Origin of the sequence: Pseudomonas sp. JS3066, from assembly GCF_036328175.1 — a bacterium.
Lineage (GTDB): Bacteria > Pseudomonadota > Gammaproteobacteria > Pseudomonadales > Pseudomonadaceae > Metapseudomonas.
Window position 1 is genome coordinate 2,361,291 of the sequence record NZ_CP143312.1, and the last position, 16,372, is coordinate 2,377,662.

Genomic DNA, 16,372 nt, shown 5'->3' on the forward strand with positions numbered 1-16,372 from the left:
CGTCGTCAGGTGAGGACGTAGTCCTGCGGCGTCGGTGCCGGCGGCAGCTCACGCTGGCCCAGGGCATCGAGAATCTCCCGCTCCAGGGTGCGCACCATGGCGTCGGTCGCCAGGTCATTTTCGTCACGGCCGAAGGGGTCTTCGAGCTGGTCGCCGATGGCATCCAGGCCGAAGAAGGTGTAGGCGACGAAGATGGTGATGATGGGTGCCAGCCAGCCCAGGGGCCCAGCCATGGCAAAGGGCAGCAGCAGGCAGAAGATGTAGCTCGTGCGGTGCAGCAAGAGGGTGTAGGGGAAGGGCAGGGGCGTGCCCTTGATCCGTTCGCAGGTGGCTTGCGCCGTGCCAAGACCAATCAGCCGGGCTTCAAGCAGGGTGTAGCGCCATTCGTTGATCTCGCCGCGACTGGCCAGTCGGGCGCATTCGCTGCCGATATGCCGCAGGATGCCGTCGCTTGGATTGAGGCCGTAGGCTTCGGAGGGGCCGCTCAGCCAGGGACGTGCCGCCTGCCGTTCGTCCTCGTCCCGTAACCGGGCGTTGAGGGCATGGGCGAAACCACAAAGCTCGCGCAGCAGCGTCTCGCGCAGTGCTGCATCGGGAATGGTCACGCTCTGCCGGATGAACGAGCGAACTTCGATGATGACCTGGCCCCATGCCTTGCGCGCCTCCCACCAGCGGTCATAACAGGCGTTGTTGCGAAAGCTCATGAAGATCGACAACGACAGCCCCAGCAGGGTGAAGGGCATGGCGTTGACCTTGATGAACCAGTCGGGATGCAGGTTTTCGACTACGACGATGAGGCAGGCGAGCAGGGTGATCATCATTGTGCGCAGCGCGATGTGGCGCGCGATCGAGCCCTTGAGGGTGGTGAGGATGTCGAGCAGGTTGGGTTTCGGGCGGACGATCATCGGAGTACCGGGCACCAGTGAAGTACGTGTGGCGAAAGCTAAGGCGGTGCCAGCCCTTACGTCCAATCGCTGATGATGACCGATCAATCAGTGCGGTCTATCGATGTTGCTGTGGGGTGGCTGTTTGAGTGGGGGGGCTGCATAGATAGGGTCGATGAAAGAACGTGGCGCACCTTCGGCGCCACGCATTGGGGACATAGGCTTGCGAACGGGAAATCCCAGTCCGGGATTGCGGTCACAGCCCCAGTTCGGACAGTCCCGGGTGATCGTCAGGGCGACGGCCCAGGGGCCAGCGGAACTTACGCTCGGACTCCTTGATCGGCAGGTCGTTGATGCAGGCGTAGCGGTTGAACATCAGCCCGTTCTCGTCGAACTCCCAGTTCTCGTTGCCGTAGGAACGGAACCAGTTTCCGGAATCGTCATGCCACTCGTAGGCATAGCGCACGGCAATGCGGGTGTCGGAGTGGGCCCAGAGTTCCTTGATCAGGCGGTACTCGTGTTCCTTGGCCCATTTGCGAGTGAGGAAGGCCTTGGCGTCGGCGCGGTTGAAGGCGAATTCGGCGCGGTTGCGCCACTTGGTATCCAGGGTGTACGCCAGCGAGACCTTCTCCGGATCGCGGCTGTTCCAGCCATCCTCGGCCAGGCGGACTTTGAGAATGGCCGACTCGCGGGTGAAAGGGGGAAGCGGCGGACGAACTTCAGCGTTAGAGGACATGGAAAGTCTCCAATACAAATAGAGGTTCAAAGTTTGAAGTTGCCCGAACGATGACTTCCTATTTACCCAGAAGCGTTTGCGCAACTTGCCGTGCGTTGTCTGCCGAGTTGTTATCACCGAGTACATGGGCAACGGTAATGGCGCCGTCGATCAGGACTAGAAACTGCCTGGCCAGGGCGTCCGCGTCGACGGCTCCATATTGCTGGCAAATCCCGAGTACGAAACCGAGCAACTTTTCTTTGTGCTCTTTGGCAACCAGGCGAACGGGGTCTTGAGGGTCACCCGTTTCACCTGCGGTATTGATGAAGGCGCAGCCCCTGAAGCCGTCCGACTCGAACCAGCCCTTGAGCACGCTGAATATCTGCAGCAGCTGCGCTTCGGGCGTCTCGGCCTTTTCGACCTCGTTTCTGAACCAGTTCATCCAGCGCTCGTCACGCTGCCTCAATACCTCTGCTACCAATTCGTCCTTGGTTCCGAAGTATTTGTAGATACTCTTGCGCGCAACCCCGGAAGTCTTGACCAGAAGGTCCATACCAGTGGCATTGATACCGTTTCTGTAAATCAGGTCTTCGGCGGTTTCGAGAAGTTTATCTCTGACATCGGTAGTTGATTTGCTGTCCATGTGAAAGATGGTAGAACGATCGTTCTCCACGAGCAAGCCTCTTTTCTGAAAAAGGTATGAACGGTCTTCCGGTGGATGAAAGCCATGAGTTCTCGGCTTCATCCATCGCTGCCGAAGTGTAATTCCGTGCCGCGCGGGATCGGCGTTTGTGGGGAGCAGGGCAGCCTGCAACCAGCGACTATACTTGCCACGAAATCTGCCACTGGGGGAACAGAGGCCGAGCTTCCGGTCATGCCGGAAGCCAGAATGTGATTCTGCTGTACAGCCGATGACCGTCGCACGCACGACCGCGCACGAGCATCAGGAACGAGGCGACGGGAACATGGCGATAGCAATCATCCTGATCATCATCGTTGTCGCGTCCGTGCTGTTCCACCTCCTGGCGCCCTGGCACCTGACCCCGGCTGCCTCCAACTGGGGTTCCATCGACACCACGCTGCTCATCACGCTGCTCATCACCGGCGTGTTCTTCGTCGCCATCGTCGGCTTCATGGCGGTGGCGATCATCCGCTTCCGTCACCGCGAAGGCCGGCGTGCGAAGTACGAGCCAGAGAGCCGCAAGCTGGAGTGGTGGCTCACCATCGTCACGTCCATCGGCATCATGGGCATGCTCGCGCCGGGGCTGGTGGTGTACAGCGACTTCGTCCAGGTGCCCAAGGATGCCTACCCGCTCGAGGTGATCGCCCAGCAATGGCAGTGGGCTTTCCGTTTTCCCGGCCAGGATGGCCAGCTCGGCCGCGCTGACGTGAAATGGGTCAATGCCGGCAACCCGCTGGGGCTGGACCCGCAGGACCCGCTTGGCCAGGACGACGTGCTGATCAAGAACAACGAGGTGCGCCTGCCACTGGACCGTCCGGTGAAGGTCCTGCTGCGCTCGAAGGACGTGCTGCACAATTTCTATATCCCGCAGATACGCGGAAAGATGGACATGGTCCCCGGCATGGTGTCGCACTTCTGGTTCACCCCTACGGTGGCCGGCAAGTACGAGATCCTCTGCGCGGAGTTCTGTGGGGTAGGGCACTTCAACATGCGCGGGATGATGTTCGTCGAGCCGGTCGCGGCCTTCGACCAGTGGCTGGCCGCCCAGCCCACCTTCGCCCAGACCCTGGCCACTGCCAGCAAGCCAAGCCCAGGCAGCCTGATCGAGAAGGGCCGCCAGTTGGCGGAATCCCACGGTTGCCGCGCCTGCCACAGCCAGGACGGCAGTGCCAGTCTCGGACCGGGTTGGAAGGATCTGTACGGCCGCGACGAAAAACTGGTGGACGGCAGCAGCGCGAAGGTGGACGACGCCTACCTGAAGGAGTCCATCCTCGATCCCAAGGCCCGCCTGGTGCAAGGCTATCCGCCAGTGATGGTGCCCTATACTTTCAACCAGGATGAGCTGGCCGCCCTGATCGCGTTCATCCAGTCGCTGAGCGCCGCCGGTCAACAGCAGCAGAACGCTCCGGGAGCAGCAAGCGATGCAACAGAGCAGGGCCGGCAACTGGCCGAGTCCCTCGGTTGCCTGGCCTGCCATACCATCGATGGCAGCCAGGGCGTGGGACCCGGATGGCAAGGGCTCTACGGCAAGACCGAAACCCTGGCCGATGGTAGCCAGGTAAAAGTGGATGAGGCCTACCTCAAGGCGTCGGTGCTCCAGCCCGCGGTGGCCGTGGTCAAGGGGTATCCGCCGGTGATGCCGGCCTTCACCCCGAGCGACCCTGAACTGGAAGCGATCATCGCGTTCATCAAGTCCAGGGCCAATCCCGACGCCGCGAAGCAGGAACAGGCGCCGTAGAACCGGACGGACCCGTTGCGTTACGGAGGGCTTGCAATGGCCCACGTCGAGCATGCCGAAGCCGAGGCGCTACACGAGCCGACGAGCTTCTTCACGCGCTACATCTGGAGCCAGGACCACAAGGTCATTGCCGTCCAGTATTCCCTGACCGCGATTTTCGTCGGCCTGATCGCCCTGGTGCTGTCTGGGCTCATGCGCATGCAGATCGGCTTCCCCGGCAGCCTGGAATTCATGGACCCGAGCACTTACTACCAGGCCATGACCATGCACGGGATGATCATGGTGATCTACCTGCTGACGGCACTCTTCCTCGGCGGCTTCGGCAATTACCTCATCCCGCTGATGGTGGGCGCGCGGGACATGGTCTTTCCCTACGTCAACATGCTCAGCTACTGGTTCTACCTGCTCTCGGTACTGGTCCTGCTGGCCAGCTTCTTCGTTCCGGGCGGCCCGACCGGGGCGGGCTGGACACTCTATCCACCCCAGGCCATAACCCAGGGTACGCCGGGCATGGAGTGGGGCATCGTGCTGATGCTGGTATCCCTGGCGATCTTCATCGTTGCCGCCACCATGGGCGGCCTGAACTATGTCACCACCGTGCTGCAGGCACGTACCCACGGCATGACACTGTTCCGCATGCCGCTCTCGGTGTGGGGCATCTTCATGGCGTCGATCCTGGCGCTGCTGGCTTTCCCGGCGCTGTTCGTCAGCGCGGTGATGATGCTCTTCGACCGTCTGCTGGGTACCAGTTTCTTCATGCCGGCGCTGATTTCCATGGGGCAGCAACTGGACCACCAGGGCGGCAGCCCGATCCTCTTCCAGCACCTGTTCTGGTTCTTCGGCCACCCAGAGGTGTACATCGTCGCGCTGCCGGCCTTCGGCCTGGTTTCGGACCTGATCAGCACACACGCGCGGAAGAACATCTTCGGCTACCGCATGATGGTCTGGGCCATCGTTGCCATCGGCGTGCTGAGCTTCGTGGTCTGGGCCCACCACATGTACGTCAGCGGGATGAATCCGTACTTCGGCTTTTTCTTCGCCGTCACCACCCTGGTGATCGCCGTGCCTACCGCCCTCAAGGTCTACAACTGGACCCTGACCCTCTGGCATGGGGACATCCACCTGACGGTGCCGATGCTCTTCGCCCTGGCCTTCATCGTCACCTTCCTGGTGGGCGGCCTGACCGGACTGTTCCTCGGCAACGTGATCGTCGACATCCCGCTCTCGGACACCTATTTCGTGGTGGCGCACTTCCACATGGTCATGGGCGTGGCACCAATACTTGTGGTGTTTGGTTCGATCTACCACTGGTTTCCGAAAGTCACCGGGCGGATGCTCAACGACACGCTCGGCAAGCTGCATTTCTGGATCACTTTCCTCGGTACCTATGCCATCTATTTCCCCATGCACTATCTCGGGTTCCTCGGCATGCCGCGCCGTTACTACGCATACCCGAACTACGAGTTCATCCCGCATTCGGCCCAGCAGTTGAATGCCTTCATCACCGTGGCGGCGCTGATCGTGGGCGTGGCGCAGTTGCTGTTCCTGATCAACCTGGCTTGGAGCACCTTCAAGGGACGGCCGGCGGGTGGTAATCCATGGAAGGCCGCGAGCCTCGAATGGCAGACCCCGGATACGCCGCCCGTGCATGGCAACTGGCGGGAGAAACTCCCTGTGGTGCACCGCTGGGCTTATGACTACAGCGTTCCAGGTGTGGAGCAGGACTTCGTCCCGCAAACCGTTTCGGAAGAAGAGCTGCAGCGCATGCGCGAAGCGAACGGCAATCCGGCACCAGTGGAGAAACGGCCATGAGTACGCAGCTCTGGAAACACGCTGAAGATGGCGAACCCGGCGGCTGGAGACCAGGCGACAGCCCCGGACCCGAGGCGCCGATCCAGGATCGTGACCGGACCGCAAAGGTTGGCCTGGCGGTGTTCCTCGGCGTGGTGACTGCGCTGTTCCTGCTGTTCCTGTTGGCCTTCATCACGCGTTCCCAAGTGTCGGACTGGCGCCCGCTGACCGATCCACTGGCGCCGTTGGCCCATCCCTGGATGCTCTGGGTGAATACGGCTCTGCTGGCACTCGGCAGCGGTTGCCTGCAATGGGCCAAGGTGGCGGGGGAGCGCAGCCAGGCAAGCACTGCGGCCCTGGCCTTCCTGCTGGGGGGCGTCTTTGCCGTGGCCTTTCTCGTTGGCCAGCTCTGGGTCTGGCAGCAGTTCACTGCCTGGGGTTACCTGGTCTCGGGCAACCCGGCCAACAGCTTCTTCTATCTCCTGACCGGCCTGCACGGCGTGCACCTGGCCGGCGGATTGGTGGCCTGGGCGATGGTTGGCGTTCGCATGCGCGCAGGTCCGAGTGATCGGCTGCGGACCGGCATGGCGTTGTGCGCCTTCTACTGGCACTACCTGCTGGGGTTGTGGCTGGTGCTTTTCGCGTTGCTCACCAGTTCCCCGGAAACCTACCAGGCCATAGCGGCCTTCTGCGGGCTGAGGTGAAGCCATGGCCAGTTCAAGGGAGAGCCCGGCCCCCAGTACCTGGCGCGCCATAGCCAGCGATTGGTCCTCGGATCGCGATGCCTTCAAGCAGGTGCCCTGGGGCAAGGCGATGATGTGGATCTTCCTGCTCAGCGACACCTTCATCTTCACCTGCTTCCTGACTGGCTACATGTCGGTGCGCATGAGCACGACCGCCACCTGGCCCAATCCGAGCGAAGTCTTCGCCCTGACCATCGGTGGTGCGAGCATTCCCTTGATCCTTATCGCCATCATGACCTTTGTGCTGATCAGCAGCAGCGGCACCATGGCAATGGCGGTGAACTTCGCCTATCGCCACGAGCGGGTACGTTGCGCTGCCTTGATGCTGGCCACCGCTGCCTGTGGCGCCACCTTCGTCGGCATGCAGGCGTTCGAGTGGAGCAAGCTCATTTCCGAAGGGGTGCGGCCCTGGGGCAACCCCATGGGTGCGGCGCAGTTCGGCGCCAGCTTCTTCATGATCACCGGCTTCCACGGGCTGCACGTGTCGGTGGGTGTCATCTATCTCTGTACCGTGGCATTCAAGGTGCTGCGTGGGGACTACGAGCAACGCGGGAACTACCAGATCGTCGAGATCGCCGGCCTCTACTGGCACTTCGTGGATCTGGTCTGGGTCTTCATCTTCGCGTTCTTCTACCTGTGGTAGAGCAGGGGAGAAATGAGATGGCGCACGCACAGGGTCAACAACATCCGATCAGCCTGTACCTAAAGATATGGGGGCTGCTGTTCATCCTCAGCACCCTGTCCTACCTGGTGGACTACTTCCACTTCGTCGGCGTCTTCCGTTGGTCGATGATCCTCATCCTGATGCTGTTGAAGGCGGGGCTGATCGTCTCGATCTTCATGCACATGGCATGGGAACGCCTGGCGCTGGTCTACGCCATCCTGGTGCCACCCTTGTGCCTGCTGGTACTGGTGGGGTTGATGGCTGCCGAGGCGGATTACGTGTTCCTCACGCGGGGAACGTTCCTGGGGCAGTAGTGCTCGTTGAGCCGAAATCTCTGGCCCAGAAGCAGGGTGCGCGATGCGCACCGAGGGGATACTTACGACGCCGAGCCTTTCTATGGCGCGCAGGTTGGATAGCGCTGCTTCTATCCACCAGCCCTGCAATGCTGGGCCTCGTTCCTCGTACCAACCTACTGCAGGACTACGTCCTGCTTGGCGAATGAATTCGCCCTACAACGGCACGACCTGCTTTGTAGGTTGTGGTAGAGCGAAGCGAAACCCAACGATTCGCGGTGAGGCCCAGTTCCGCGAATGAATCCTTCGGCATACCCCCCTCTCCCCGCAGAGAGAGGGGGAGAGGGCGCCCTAGATGGTCCGTTTGAACTGATGCCAGCGATGCAGCCAGGAAACTATCCAGTGTGGCGATGCGGAACCTGTGCCGGCCAGGCGCAGCTGCGGATGGTGATTGATGACTCGGTCGAGTACGGATTCCTGATCCGGGTCCACGTCGACGAAGAAGATATGTTCACCTTCCCGGACCTTCTCCTTCAGATTGCGGAAGTGAGCGTTGGGTACCTGGATACCGAAGAAACCGCCTTCCCAGATGCAGAAACCGAGTACGACCACCGCAAGGAATACGAAGGGGACCCAGCCCGCCGGCGTATCGGTCCAGCCCGCAAGCCAGGCACCTAGCAACACCAGCGCTGCCAGAGGCACGCCAATCGCAGCGCCAATCTCGCCGGAGTGGACGACATCCTGCTTCATGAAGGAATTCACATCATGGAGATGATGCTGTTCGACATCGGCATCCTTGTCGCTCAGCACATGGATCTGTTCGGTATTGATGCCATTGGCCTCGAGCTCGGACTCGAGGGTTTCCAGATCATCGAGGTTGTTGCTGATGTAGTAGTGCCTGTTCATGACTCACCTCCGGATTATGGTTCGAAGTGGTCGTTCGCCTCCCGCAATCGATGGATTTATTCCCGATGGTTATCAATGAGCCCTGGTTGAAAATTCAGGGTTCTTTCACTTGAAAATTATAGCATCCGGATTTCCTGTCGAACGCCTGTAACCCTTGTGGCGCGCGGCATCGGGCGATGATTGACGCTTCTCGACGATCGGGCTTGTCTAAACTGCTGATTGAACAGCTGGCGTGGCAACGCACAAGTCAGGAGGGTTGCTAGATGAATACATTGACCATCAAGAGCTGGTGCAAACCCCAGGGCGTGGAAAGGTCCATTCCGATGGGAGATCTGCACTTTCACGTCAACGACGCTGACCATCTGCTGCTTGAGGAAGCGGAAGAGCGCCTGCAGAAAACCCATGAGCCCGAAGTGATGATCGATGCTGAAATGGAGCACATGGAACTGGTCACGCCCAGCGAGTGCGGTTCGCTCTCGGATCTGCAGTTCCGCGTCTTTCTCAGCAAGGACGACGACCGCGGTTTGTTCCACCTCGTGGGCCACCGCGAGAGCGACGGAAGCCTGGTTTACACCAACACGGTGATGATCGATCAGTTGGGCTGACAAGCAGCAAGACCGATCGCGCGGGTGGCATCGAGCCACCTGCGCGGTTGTCGTTCAAGCGAGCAAGGCAGCCAGTTCTCCCTGGCGCTCCAGCGCCGCCAGGTCATCGAATCCGCCCACATGGCGCTCGCCAATGAAGATCTGCGGCACCGTTCGACGCCCGGTCCTTTCCAGCATCTCTGCCCGCAAACGCGGGTCGGACTCGACATCGATCTCGGTCGCGGTAACGCCCCGGCGCGCCAGCAGGGCCTTGGCGTTCCTGCAGTAGGGGCAGTAACCGGTGGTGTACATGGTCACCTGGCTCATGGTGGTTCTCCATCGGATTGGGATAGGGCTCAGCGTTCAAGCCTGCAATGAATGCTATGGAGCTGCCTGTCAAAGTGGGTTCAAATAGTCCAATTTATGCGGCAGATCGTCTAAATCTGAGGGTGAAACACGTGGACAGACTGTCGTCCCTACTGAGCAACTTCAGCCTGCATGCCTCGACCTTCTACAGCGGTGGCTTTTGTGGTGTTGCGGCCTATCCGGGCGACGTGCCGCGCGGCTATGTGCACTTGCTGCGCGCCGGGCGGGTGACGCTGGGTTCGAGCCATGGAGAAGGTGTGGTGATCGACGAGCCGAGCCTGATGCTGATGGGACGCCCGCTGGCGCACCGCGTGAGCGCCAGCGACGAAGACGGCGCCGAACTGGTGTGCGCCACCATCGAGTTCGATGGCGGGGTCGACAATCCGTTATCGCGGGCGCTTCCGGAGTACCTGTTGTTGCCCCTGTCCGCGGTGCCGAGCATCGCTGGTGCCATCGACTGGCTGTTCAGCGAGGCCTTTGGCGACGATTGCGGGCGTGAAGCCGTGCTCGACCGCCTCTTCGAACTGATGGTCATCCAGCTCCTGCGCCACCTGATGGCCAGCAATCAGCTTTCCGGCGGCATGCTGGCGGGCCTGGCGAATCCTCGGTTGTCCAAGGCGATGACCCTGATGCACGACGCTCCCGCCAAACCCTGGTCGGTGGCCGATCTCGCGCTGGCCGCCAACATGTCCCGTGCCAGCTTCGCCGCGCAGTTCCGCGAGGTGGTGGGCATGACCCCGGCGGATTACCTGGTGAGCTGGCGTGTGAGTCTGGCCCAGAAGCGCCTCCGGGAAGGACGGCCCATTGCGCTGATCGCCGATGAAGTGGGCTACGAGAGCCCATCCGCCCTGGCCAGGGCCTTCCGCCGCAAGGTGGGTGCCAGCCCGAGGGAGTGGGTACAGCGGCTGGCTTGAGCGCAGTCAGGCGATTTTCCATCTCGACCTGGCAGCCGTCGGTGCTTTGTATGTGCGTGTGTCAGTCGCGCGGCCATATACATGCGCTTGAAGAACCCTCCGGGTCCTGACACATCGTCGGCAGATGCCGGGGATAGGGTGAAGCCACCCCAACCTGTCTCCCCGAGGCTACTGCCATGCTGAACATTCGAACCCTCACCACCGCTGCGGCACTGATGGCAATCGCTGGTTTTGCCCAGGCACATGACGCCAAACCCCAGGCCAGTTGGCAGAACGGCATCCACCGTACGGACCTCACGCGCCACGATCTGGAAGTTCCCGGATACGAAGCCATCCAGGTTCTCGTGGACTTCGAGCCAGGCGTCGCGTCACCTCGACATTCCCATCCGGGCGCGGAAGTTGCCCATGTGATTTCCGGCACCTTCGAGTACCAGCTGGAAGGCCGTCCAAATGTCATCCTCAAGGCGGGCGAGTCCCTGTTCATTCCCGCCGGCACGGCCCATGTCGCGACGAACGTCGGAAAGGACAAGGCATCGGAACTGGCGACCTATATCGTGAAGAAAGGCCAACCGCTCCTGAAGCTGGAGGAGTAACTGGGGCGGCTAGAAGGAAGAATGGCTGAACACACTTGCATTTGTAGGAGCGAGCTTGCTCGCGAAGGGTCGTGCTCGGAACTGTTCGCGAGCAAGCTTGCTCCTACACAAACACACCTCGACTTCTGCAAGAATACGCGCCGCTTTTTTCCTTGCACCGAGCTGTCCATGCCGTCGATTCAAGCCTTTCTATCCCATCTGAAACCCTGCCACGGTGAGTGGCCATGAGCGGCGCCGTCGAGCTGGTCGAAACCGCCGTTGAGCACATGGAGCTGATCCGAAACCTGTATCAGTTTTACGCCTACGAGTCCTCGGACTGGGAACAGGAAGACGTGGATGTCGACGGCCGCTTCTACATCCATGAGGAACACCTGGCGCGGTACTGGCAGGAGCCCCTGTGGAGCGCCCACCTGATCCTGGTTGACGGATTCATCGCCGGATTCCTGCTGATCGAGCGGAGCGAACTACCCGGAATCGATGCCCTCGAATTGGCGGACCTGTTCATCCTCAAGAAGTACCGGCGCCTGGGTGTAGGCCGCGCCGTGGCCACGCAGGTCCTGACGAGCGGGACTAACGACTGGCTGGTGCGCTTCTACCGGCAGGACGAAAGCGCCCTGGCGTTCTGGCGAACCGTGCTGGGCGAGCTTGCGCGAACGGTGCACGAGATCGCTCCAGATGACGAACCGCAATTGTTGAGCTACCTGGTGACGCGGGTGACTCACTGAACCGCGCGTTGCAGGTTGTTCGGCTGGATCATAATCCTGTCATTTTCGATCATTGAACCTGGTATTTTCGGGCCGTATCGTCCTTCTTCGCCCTGCCTGCCAGACGCATTGCCTCGCGCCTGCCGGGCTTCCAGAAGAAGAACAATCGAGAGGAAGTGACGATGTCCGAATTGAACCTGCATCCCCAGGCCGCCGCCTCGCTGCAACGCTGGCATGAGATGGTCGAGCGGCAGGATCTCTCCGCGCTGCCGGAGTTGCTGGCGGAGAACGTGGTATTTCGCTCGCCCATGGCGCACACACCTTATCCGGGGCCGATGGTGGTCTCGACCATCCTCAATACCGTGCTCAAGGTGTTCAACGACTTCACCTACCACCGTCAACTGGCCACCGCCGATGGACTCAATGTGGTACTGGAGTTCAGCGCGCACGTCGATGGCCGTAACCTGAAAGGCATCGACATGATCCGCTTCGACGAGCAGGGCAAGATCGTCGATTTCGAGGTGATGGTCCGCCCCATGAGCGGCTTGCAAGCGCTTGGCGAAGAGATGGGCCGACGCCTGGGTGGCTACCTTGCGGCAGCCAAGGCCTGACAGCGCACTGCGTAGCATGGGCCATGGAATACCCATGGCCCGCGCGTTCGGTCAGTTCCGCCCGGCGATCCAGCGGCGATAGCGCCGCGTCCGCGCCGAGGTCGAAACCTGTTGCCCCAGCAAGGCGAGTAGCGGAGAAACCTCAGGTCGCGTGACGCGACCCTTGCTCAGCCGCTGCAACTGGTACTTGACCACGGCCATGTTCGCCATGGCGCCGAGGGTCTTGTTCTTCCAGGTGATGGGGCGCAGGGCAGGGGCGTCGTCGCCACCGTTCGACCATTCCCGCGGAAGATTCGGATTGATCGACAGTGCGGTGGCCATCCCCGCCAGTGCGATGCCGCTCTGGATGACTTTCTCGGCCACGGCGCGACGCCGGATACCGCCGGTGACCATCAGCGGCATTCGCGCAACCGCGGTGATGCTTTCGGCGAATTCCAGGAAGTAGGCCTCTCGGGCGAGGGTGCGACCATCGCGGGCCTGCCCCTGCATGGCCGGGGCCTCGTAGCTGCCACCGGATAGCTCGACAAGGTCCACCTGCAGTTCGTTGAGCATGGCGACCACACTGCGCGCATCTTCCGGGCTGAAGCCTCCGCGCTGGAAGTCCGCCGAATTCAGTTTCACCGACACCACGAAGCCTGGCGAAACCGCGCTACGAACGCCCCGGACAATCTCGACCAGCAGGCGCGCGCGATTCTCCACGGCGCCGCCCCAGCGATCCTGACGCTTGTTGCTGATCGGCGAGAGGAACTGGCTCAGCAGGTAACCATGCGCGGCGTGAATCTGAACGCCGTTGAAGCCGCTGCGTTCAGCCAGTTGAGCGGCATTGACGAAGCGCTGGCGCACCTCCTCGATATCCGCTTCGGACATTTCCCGAGGCACACGGAACTGGTTGGAAAACTTGCCCAGATCCAGGGGCACGGCGGACGGAGCCAGGGTCGGCTGGCCCAGGGCAGCCGGTGTCTGTCGACCCGGATGGTTTATCTGCATCCAGACCTGTGCGCCGCGAGAGCGGGCGACCTCGGCCCAGCGCTGGAAGCGCTCGAGGTGGTTGTCGGTTTCCAGCACCACGCCGCCCGGTCCGGTCATGGCGCGGCCATCCACCATCACATTGCCGGTGATGATCAGCCCGGCGCCGCCATCGGCCCAATGCTGATAGAGGCGCAGCAGCGCTTCGGAGGGGGCATGGTCGCCGTCGGCCATGTTTTCTTCCATGGCCGCCTTGGCCAGACGGTTGGGGATCCGGGTGCCGTTGGGCAGTGCAAGCGGTTCGAACAGGCTCATCGATAGCTCCTCCTTTGCGGAGCCAGGATGCTAAGTTTAAAGTTAACTTTAATGTCAAGCGGGTCGGAGCTAACCATGAAAATCGGCGATCTTTCCAGGCACAGCGGTCTTGCCGCATCGCGGATTCGTTTCTACGAATCCAAGGGGTTGCTCACGACTGTGGCGCGCAAGGCCAACGGCTATCGCGAATACCCGCCCGAGGCGTTGCTGATCCTGGAGATCATCACTGGGGCTCAGGCGGCGGGATTCTCGCTGGATGAAATACGTGGGCTGATCCCGGTCGATCTGGGCGACTGGAAGCAGGGAGAACTGGTGGAAGCGCTGCACAAGAAAATCGAGGATATCGAAGCGATGGAACGCAGGCTGGCCCAGAGCAAGGCCAGCTTGCAGGACCTTATCCGGCACATCAGGGAAAAGCCCGAAGGCGTGAGTTGCGTCGACAACGCCAGACGGTTCATCGAAGGCTGGAACGACCCGCAACGGGTGACGTGAAAGCCTGAAGCGGGGTCCGGACGTATCTCAATGTATCCGGGCCTCTTCCACGACGAGTCGCTTACAAATGCTTTTTCTCCGGATACGTCGCGGATACATGGCTGAGGCGAAATAGCCAAACCCGAACGAGGTCAGCCGCGGCGCCTCGCTCCAGGGTTCCAATGCCCTTGTGGCACGCCCCGCGCGACTGATCGCGCCAATGTATCCGGAGAAACTCCATGTCCCGTACCCAGTTCTCGAACAAGACCCGTATTGGCCTGATCGCTGTCGCCCTGGCCGGTGGCATGAACATGGCCTCGTCAGCATTTGCCGTTGAGGCACTGCCCCAGGGCTACATGCTCGCCGCCGCCGACAAGGCCGCCGAAGGTAAATGCGGTGAAGGCAAGTGTGGTGGTGCTGAAACCACTGGAAGCAAGGCCGCCGAGGGTAAGTGCGGTGAAGGCAAATGCGGTGGCGCGGAAGCAGGCGCCGCCAAGGCTGCCGAAGGCAAATGTGGCGAGGGCAAATGTGGCGATGCCTCCTTCGCTCGCACCGACACCGACGACGACGGCCTCGTTTCGCTGAAGGAGCTTCTGGCTGTAGCACCGAACGGCAGTGGCGAATTCGCCGCAATGGACACCAACAAGGACGGTTTCCTGTCCGAGGGCGAGGTCTACAAGTTCCGCAGCAACCAGTACCTCTCCAACGGCAAGAAAGTCCCCACCGAACTGTTCACCAAGATGAGCAAGGCCAAGAGCTGATCCTCTGCCTTGATTAACCCTCCCGGCGCCTGACGCCGGGGAGGTTCCTCAACTTCGGGAGAACGCCCATGAACATCGCTTCCTTCCCCCAGGGCGCAGGCCTGGGCTTGCGCCGTGCCCTGTTGCCGGAACTACTGGCGATGGATGCCGGTGCCGTGGATTTCCTCGAGTGCACGCCGGATAACTGGATCAATGTCGGCGGCCAGCATGGCGACGCCCTGGCCCGGCTGGCCGAGCGCTTCCCGCTGGCCTGCCATGGCCTCTCATTGTCCCTGGGCGGCCCGGCACCACTGGATCGCGAGCTGCTTCGAGGCATCCGCGAGTTCCTCGACGATCACAACGTGGCCTTCTTCAGTGAGCACCTGAGTTACTGCTCGGACGACGGTCAACTCTACGACCTGCTGCCACTGCCCTTTACCGACGAATCGGTACGCCACGTCGCCGCGCGCATCCGTCAGGCCCAGGATTCCCTGGAGCGACGCATCGCCGTGGAGAACATTTCCTACTACGCCGCGCCCTACCAGGCATTGCAGGAGATCGACTTCCTCCGCGCGGTACTGGAGGAGGCCGACTGCGACCTGCTTCTGGACGTCAACAATCTCTTCGTCAACTCGATAAACCACGGTTACGACGCCACCGAGTACATGGCCGCTCTGCCGGCAGAGCGGGTCGTCTACATGCATGTGGCGGGTCACTACGACGAAGCGCCGGATCTGAAGATCGACACCCATGGCGCGACCGTGAAGAGAGGCGTCTGGTCCTTGCTGGAGCAGGCCTACCAGCGCTTTGGTGCGCTGCCGACCTTGCTGGAGCGTGACTTCAACTTCCCGCCGCTGGCGGAGCTGTTGGGTGAGGTCGGGCAGATTCGGGCGCGCCAACAGGCAGTCATCTCGTGGCCGGAGGTGCGCCGTGCATGAAGTCCTGCATGAACAGCTTATGAGCATGGCGCGCCATGTACGCGACCCGCAGAACAACGCACCGCCGCCGGGGATCGAACCGCGCCGCCTAGCTGTGTACCGCCGGTTGTTCTTCGGCAATGTGGAGTCGCTGCTCGCGGGTTGCTTTCCGGTCATTCGCGCCAGCCTCGGCCCCCAGCGCTGGCAGACCCTGGTGGAAACCTTCTTTGCCGATTACCGCTGCCAGACGCCCCTGTTCACTGAAATCTCCGGGGAGTTCGTCAGCTTTCTGGAGGAGGGCGGCGCCGATGAGCTCGAGCTGCCTGCCTGGTTGCCGGAACTGGCCCATTACGAATGGGTAGAGGCCGCGCTGCTCCTCAGCGGCAGCGGTGAGCAGGACCACGACCCGGCGGGAAACCTGCTCGACGGCGTTCCCGTGCTGTCGAACCTCGCCTGGCCGCTGGCCTATCAATGGCCCGTCAGCGAGATCTCTCCCAACTTCATGCCGCAAGACATCCCCGGTCAGCCGACCCTGTTGCTGGCGCGGCGTGGTGTCGACAAGAAAGTCCACTTTTCGCGCCTGGCGCCCCTGGCCCACGCGCTGCTCGTATCCCTGCAGCAGCGTGACTGCTCCGGCCGGGAGCATCTGCAGACCCTGGCCGAAGCCATAGGCGTGGACAGCGAGGCCATCCTGCCGCAGGGCATTGCCTTGCTGGAAAACCTGCGCGCCCAGGGCGTAGTGCCCGGCACTCGCATCTGAGGCGCAGACAAATGC

Annotated in this window: 20 protein-coding genes; 14 read left to right on the forward strand and 6 right to left on the reverse strand. The window is 61.6% G+C overall.

Features of this window, described 5'->3' with window-relative positions:
* Positions 1 to 5: 5 nt before the first annotated feature.
* The 3 genes from SA496_RS11005 to SA496_RS11015 all read right to left on the reverse strand — a co-directional run bounded on the left by SA496_RS11005 (position 6) and on the right by SA496_RS11015 (position 2,242).
* Positions 6 to 905 carry a bestrophin family protein gene (locus SA496_RS11005; protein ID WP_330115411.1) on the reverse strand — a complete coding sequence of 300 codons (900 nt, stop codon included), beginning with the start codon at positions 903 to 905 and terminating at the stop codon, positions 6 to 8.
* A 235-nt stretch (positions 906 to 1,140) separates the two neighbouring features.
* Positions 1,141 to 1,620 carry a nuclear transport factor 2 family protein gene (locus tag SA496_RS11010; protein WP_120651191.1) on the reverse strand — a complete coding sequence of 160 codons (480 nt, stop codon included), beginning with the start codon at positions 1,618 to 1,620 and terminating at the stop codon, positions 1,141 to 1,143.
* 58 nt (positions 1,621 to 1,678) lie between these two features.
* Positions 1,679 to 2,242, reverse strand: a complete 564-nt coding sequence (locus SA496_RS11015) for a TetR/AcrR family transcriptional regulator (protein WP_153920141.1) — start codon at positions 2,240 to 2,242, stop codon at positions 1,679 to 1,681.
* Positions 2,243 to 2,564: 322 nt separating this feature from the next.
* Between SA496_RS11015 and SA496_RS11020 the strand changes: the two genes are divergently transcribed.
* From SA496_RS11020 to SA496_RS11040, 5 genes are read left to right on the forward strand one after another with little or no spacing between them, the layout of a single operon-like run.
* On the forward strand, positions 2,565 to 4,019 hold the full coding sequence (locus SA496_RS11020) for a c-type cytochrome (RefSeq protein ID WP_280358180.1): 1,455 nt from the start codon (positions 2,565 to 2,567) through the stop codon (positions 4,017 to 4,019).
* 36 nt (positions 4,020 to 4,055) lie between these two features.
* Complete coding sequence (gene ctaD, locus SA496_RS11025; protein WP_120651189.1) at positions 4,056 to 5,831, forward strand: cytochrome c oxidase subunit I; 1,776 nt, start codon at positions 4,056 to 4,058, stop codon at positions 5,829 to 5,831.
* On the forward strand, positions 5,828 to 6,514 hold the full coding sequence (locus SA496_RS11030; protein ID WP_153919750.1) for a cytochrome c oxidase subunit 3: 687 nt from the start codon (positions 5,828 to 5,830) through the stop codon (positions 6,512 to 6,514). Before ctaD ends, SA496_RS11030 begins: the two co-directional genes overlap by 4 nt.
* Before the next feature lie 4 nt (positions 6,515 to 6,518).
* Positions 6,519 to 7,196, forward strand: coding sequence for a heme-copper oxidase subunit III family protein (locus tag SA496_RS11035; RefSeq protein WP_120651187.1), 678 nt, complete (start codon positions 6,519 to 6,521; stop codon positions 7,194 to 7,196).
* 17 nt (positions 7,197 to 7,213) lie between these two features.
* Positions 7,214 to 7,531, forward strand: coding sequence for a cytochrome C oxidase subunit IV family protein (locus SA496_RS11040; RefSeq protein ID WP_120651186.1), 318 nt, complete (start codon positions 7,214 to 7,216; stop codon positions 7,529 to 7,531).
* Between the two features lie 330 nt (positions 7,532 to 7,861).
* Here SA496_RS11040 and SA496_RS11045 read toward each other — a convergent pair whose 3' ends face one another.
* Complete coding sequence (locus SA496_RS11045) at positions 7,862 to 8,416, reverse strand: magnesium transporter (protein ID WP_120651185.1); 555 nt, start codon at positions 8,414 to 8,416, stop codon at positions 7,862 to 7,864.
* Positions 8,417 to 8,679: 263 nt separating this feature from the next.
* Here SA496_RS11045 and SA496_RS11050 point away from each other — a divergent pair, with 263 nt between their 5' ends.
* The gene (locus tag SA496_RS11050; protein ID WP_120651184.1) at positions 8,680 to 9,021 is read left to right on the forward strand and encodes a hypothetical protein; all 342 of its coding nucleotides are present in this window, start codon (positions 8,680 to 8,682) and stop codon (positions 9,019 to 9,021) included.
* Positions 9,022 to 9,075: 54 nt separating this feature from the next.
* Here SA496_RS11050 and grxC read toward each other — a convergent pair whose 3' ends face one another.
* On the reverse strand, positions 9,076 to 9,327 hold the full coding sequence (gene grxC / locus SA496_RS11055) for a glutaredoxin 3 (protein WP_120651183.1): 252 nt from the start codon (positions 9,325 to 9,327) through the stop codon (positions 9,076 to 9,078).
* Positions 9,328 to 9,458: 131 nt separating this feature from the next.
* Between grxC and SA496_RS11060 the strand changes: the two genes are divergently transcribed.
* The 4 genes from SA496_RS11060 to SA496_RS11075 all read left to right on the forward strand — a co-directional run bounded on the left by SA496_RS11060 (position 9,459) and on the right by SA496_RS11075 (position 12,188).
* Positions 9,459 to 10,280: an AraC family transcriptional regulator gene (locus SA496_RS11060; RefSeq protein ID WP_174235576.1), complete on the forward strand. Its 822-nt coding sequence runs from the start codon at positions 9,459 to 9,461 to the stop codon at positions 10,278 to 10,280.
* 176 nt (positions 10,281 to 10,456) lie between these two features.
* Positions 10,457 to 10,873, forward strand: coding sequence for a cupin domain-containing protein (locus SA496_RS11065; RefSeq protein WP_120651181.1), 417 nt, complete (start codon positions 10,457 to 10,459; stop codon positions 10,871 to 10,873).
* A gap of 224 nt (positions 10,874 to 11,097) precedes the next feature.
* The gene (locus tag SA496_RS11070) at positions 11,098 to 11,598 is read left to right on the forward strand and encodes a GNAT family N-acetyltransferase (protein WP_120651180.1); all 501 of its coding nucleotides are present in this window, start codon (positions 11,098 to 11,100) and stop codon (positions 11,596 to 11,598) included.
* 161 nt (positions 11,599 to 11,759) lie between these two features.
* Positions 11,760 to 12,188, forward strand: a complete 429-nt coding sequence (locus SA496_RS11075; protein ID WP_120651179.1) for a nuclear transport factor 2 family protein — start codon at positions 11,760 to 11,762, stop codon at positions 12,186 to 12,188.
* Positions 12,189 to 12,239: 51 nt separating this feature from the next.
* Here the strand turns inward: SA496_RS11075 and SA496_RS11080 are convergent, their stop codons facing one another.
* Positions 12,240 to 13,469, reverse strand: coding sequence for an NADH:flavin oxidoreductase/NADH oxidase family protein (locus SA496_RS11080; protein ID WP_120651178.1), 1,230 nt, complete (start codon positions 13,467 to 13,469; stop codon positions 12,240 to 12,242).
* Between the two features lie 75 nt (positions 13,470 to 13,544).
* On the opposite strand from SA496_RS11080, the gene SA496_RS11085 reads away from it, so the two are divergent.
* From SA496_RS11085 to SA496_RS11100, 4 genes are all read left to right on the forward strand, one after another.
* The gene (locus SA496_RS11085; protein WP_120651177.1) at positions 13,545 to 13,961 is read left to right on the forward strand and encodes a MerR family transcriptional regulator; all 417 of its coding nucleotides are present in this window, start codon (positions 13,545 to 13,547) and stop codon (positions 13,959 to 13,961) included.
* Between the two features lie 218 nt (positions 13,962 to 14,179).
* Entirely contained in the window at positions 14,180 to 14,701 is a 522-nt protein-coding gene (locus SA496_RS11090; RefSeq protein ID WP_120651176.1) for an HvfA family oxazolone/thioamide-modified RiPP metallophore, read from the forward strand.
* A gap of 68 nt (positions 14,702 to 14,769) precedes the next feature.
* Positions 14,770 to 15,618 (forward strand): HvfB family MNIO-type RiPP peptide maturase, encoded by an 849-nt coding sequence (locus SA496_RS11095; protein ID WP_120651175.1) that lies wholly within the window; start codon positions 14,770 to 14,772, stop codon positions 15,616 to 15,618.
* The gene (locus SA496_RS11100) at positions 15,611 to 16,357 is read left to right on the forward strand and encodes an HvfC family RiPP maturation protein (protein ID WP_280358170.1); all 747 of its coding nucleotides are present in this window, start codon (positions 15,611 to 15,613) and stop codon (positions 16,355 to 16,357) included. The genes SA496_RS11095 and SA496_RS11100 overlap by 8 nt, the downstream gene beginning before the upstream one ends.
* Positions 16,358 to 16,372: the final 15 nt, after the last annotated feature.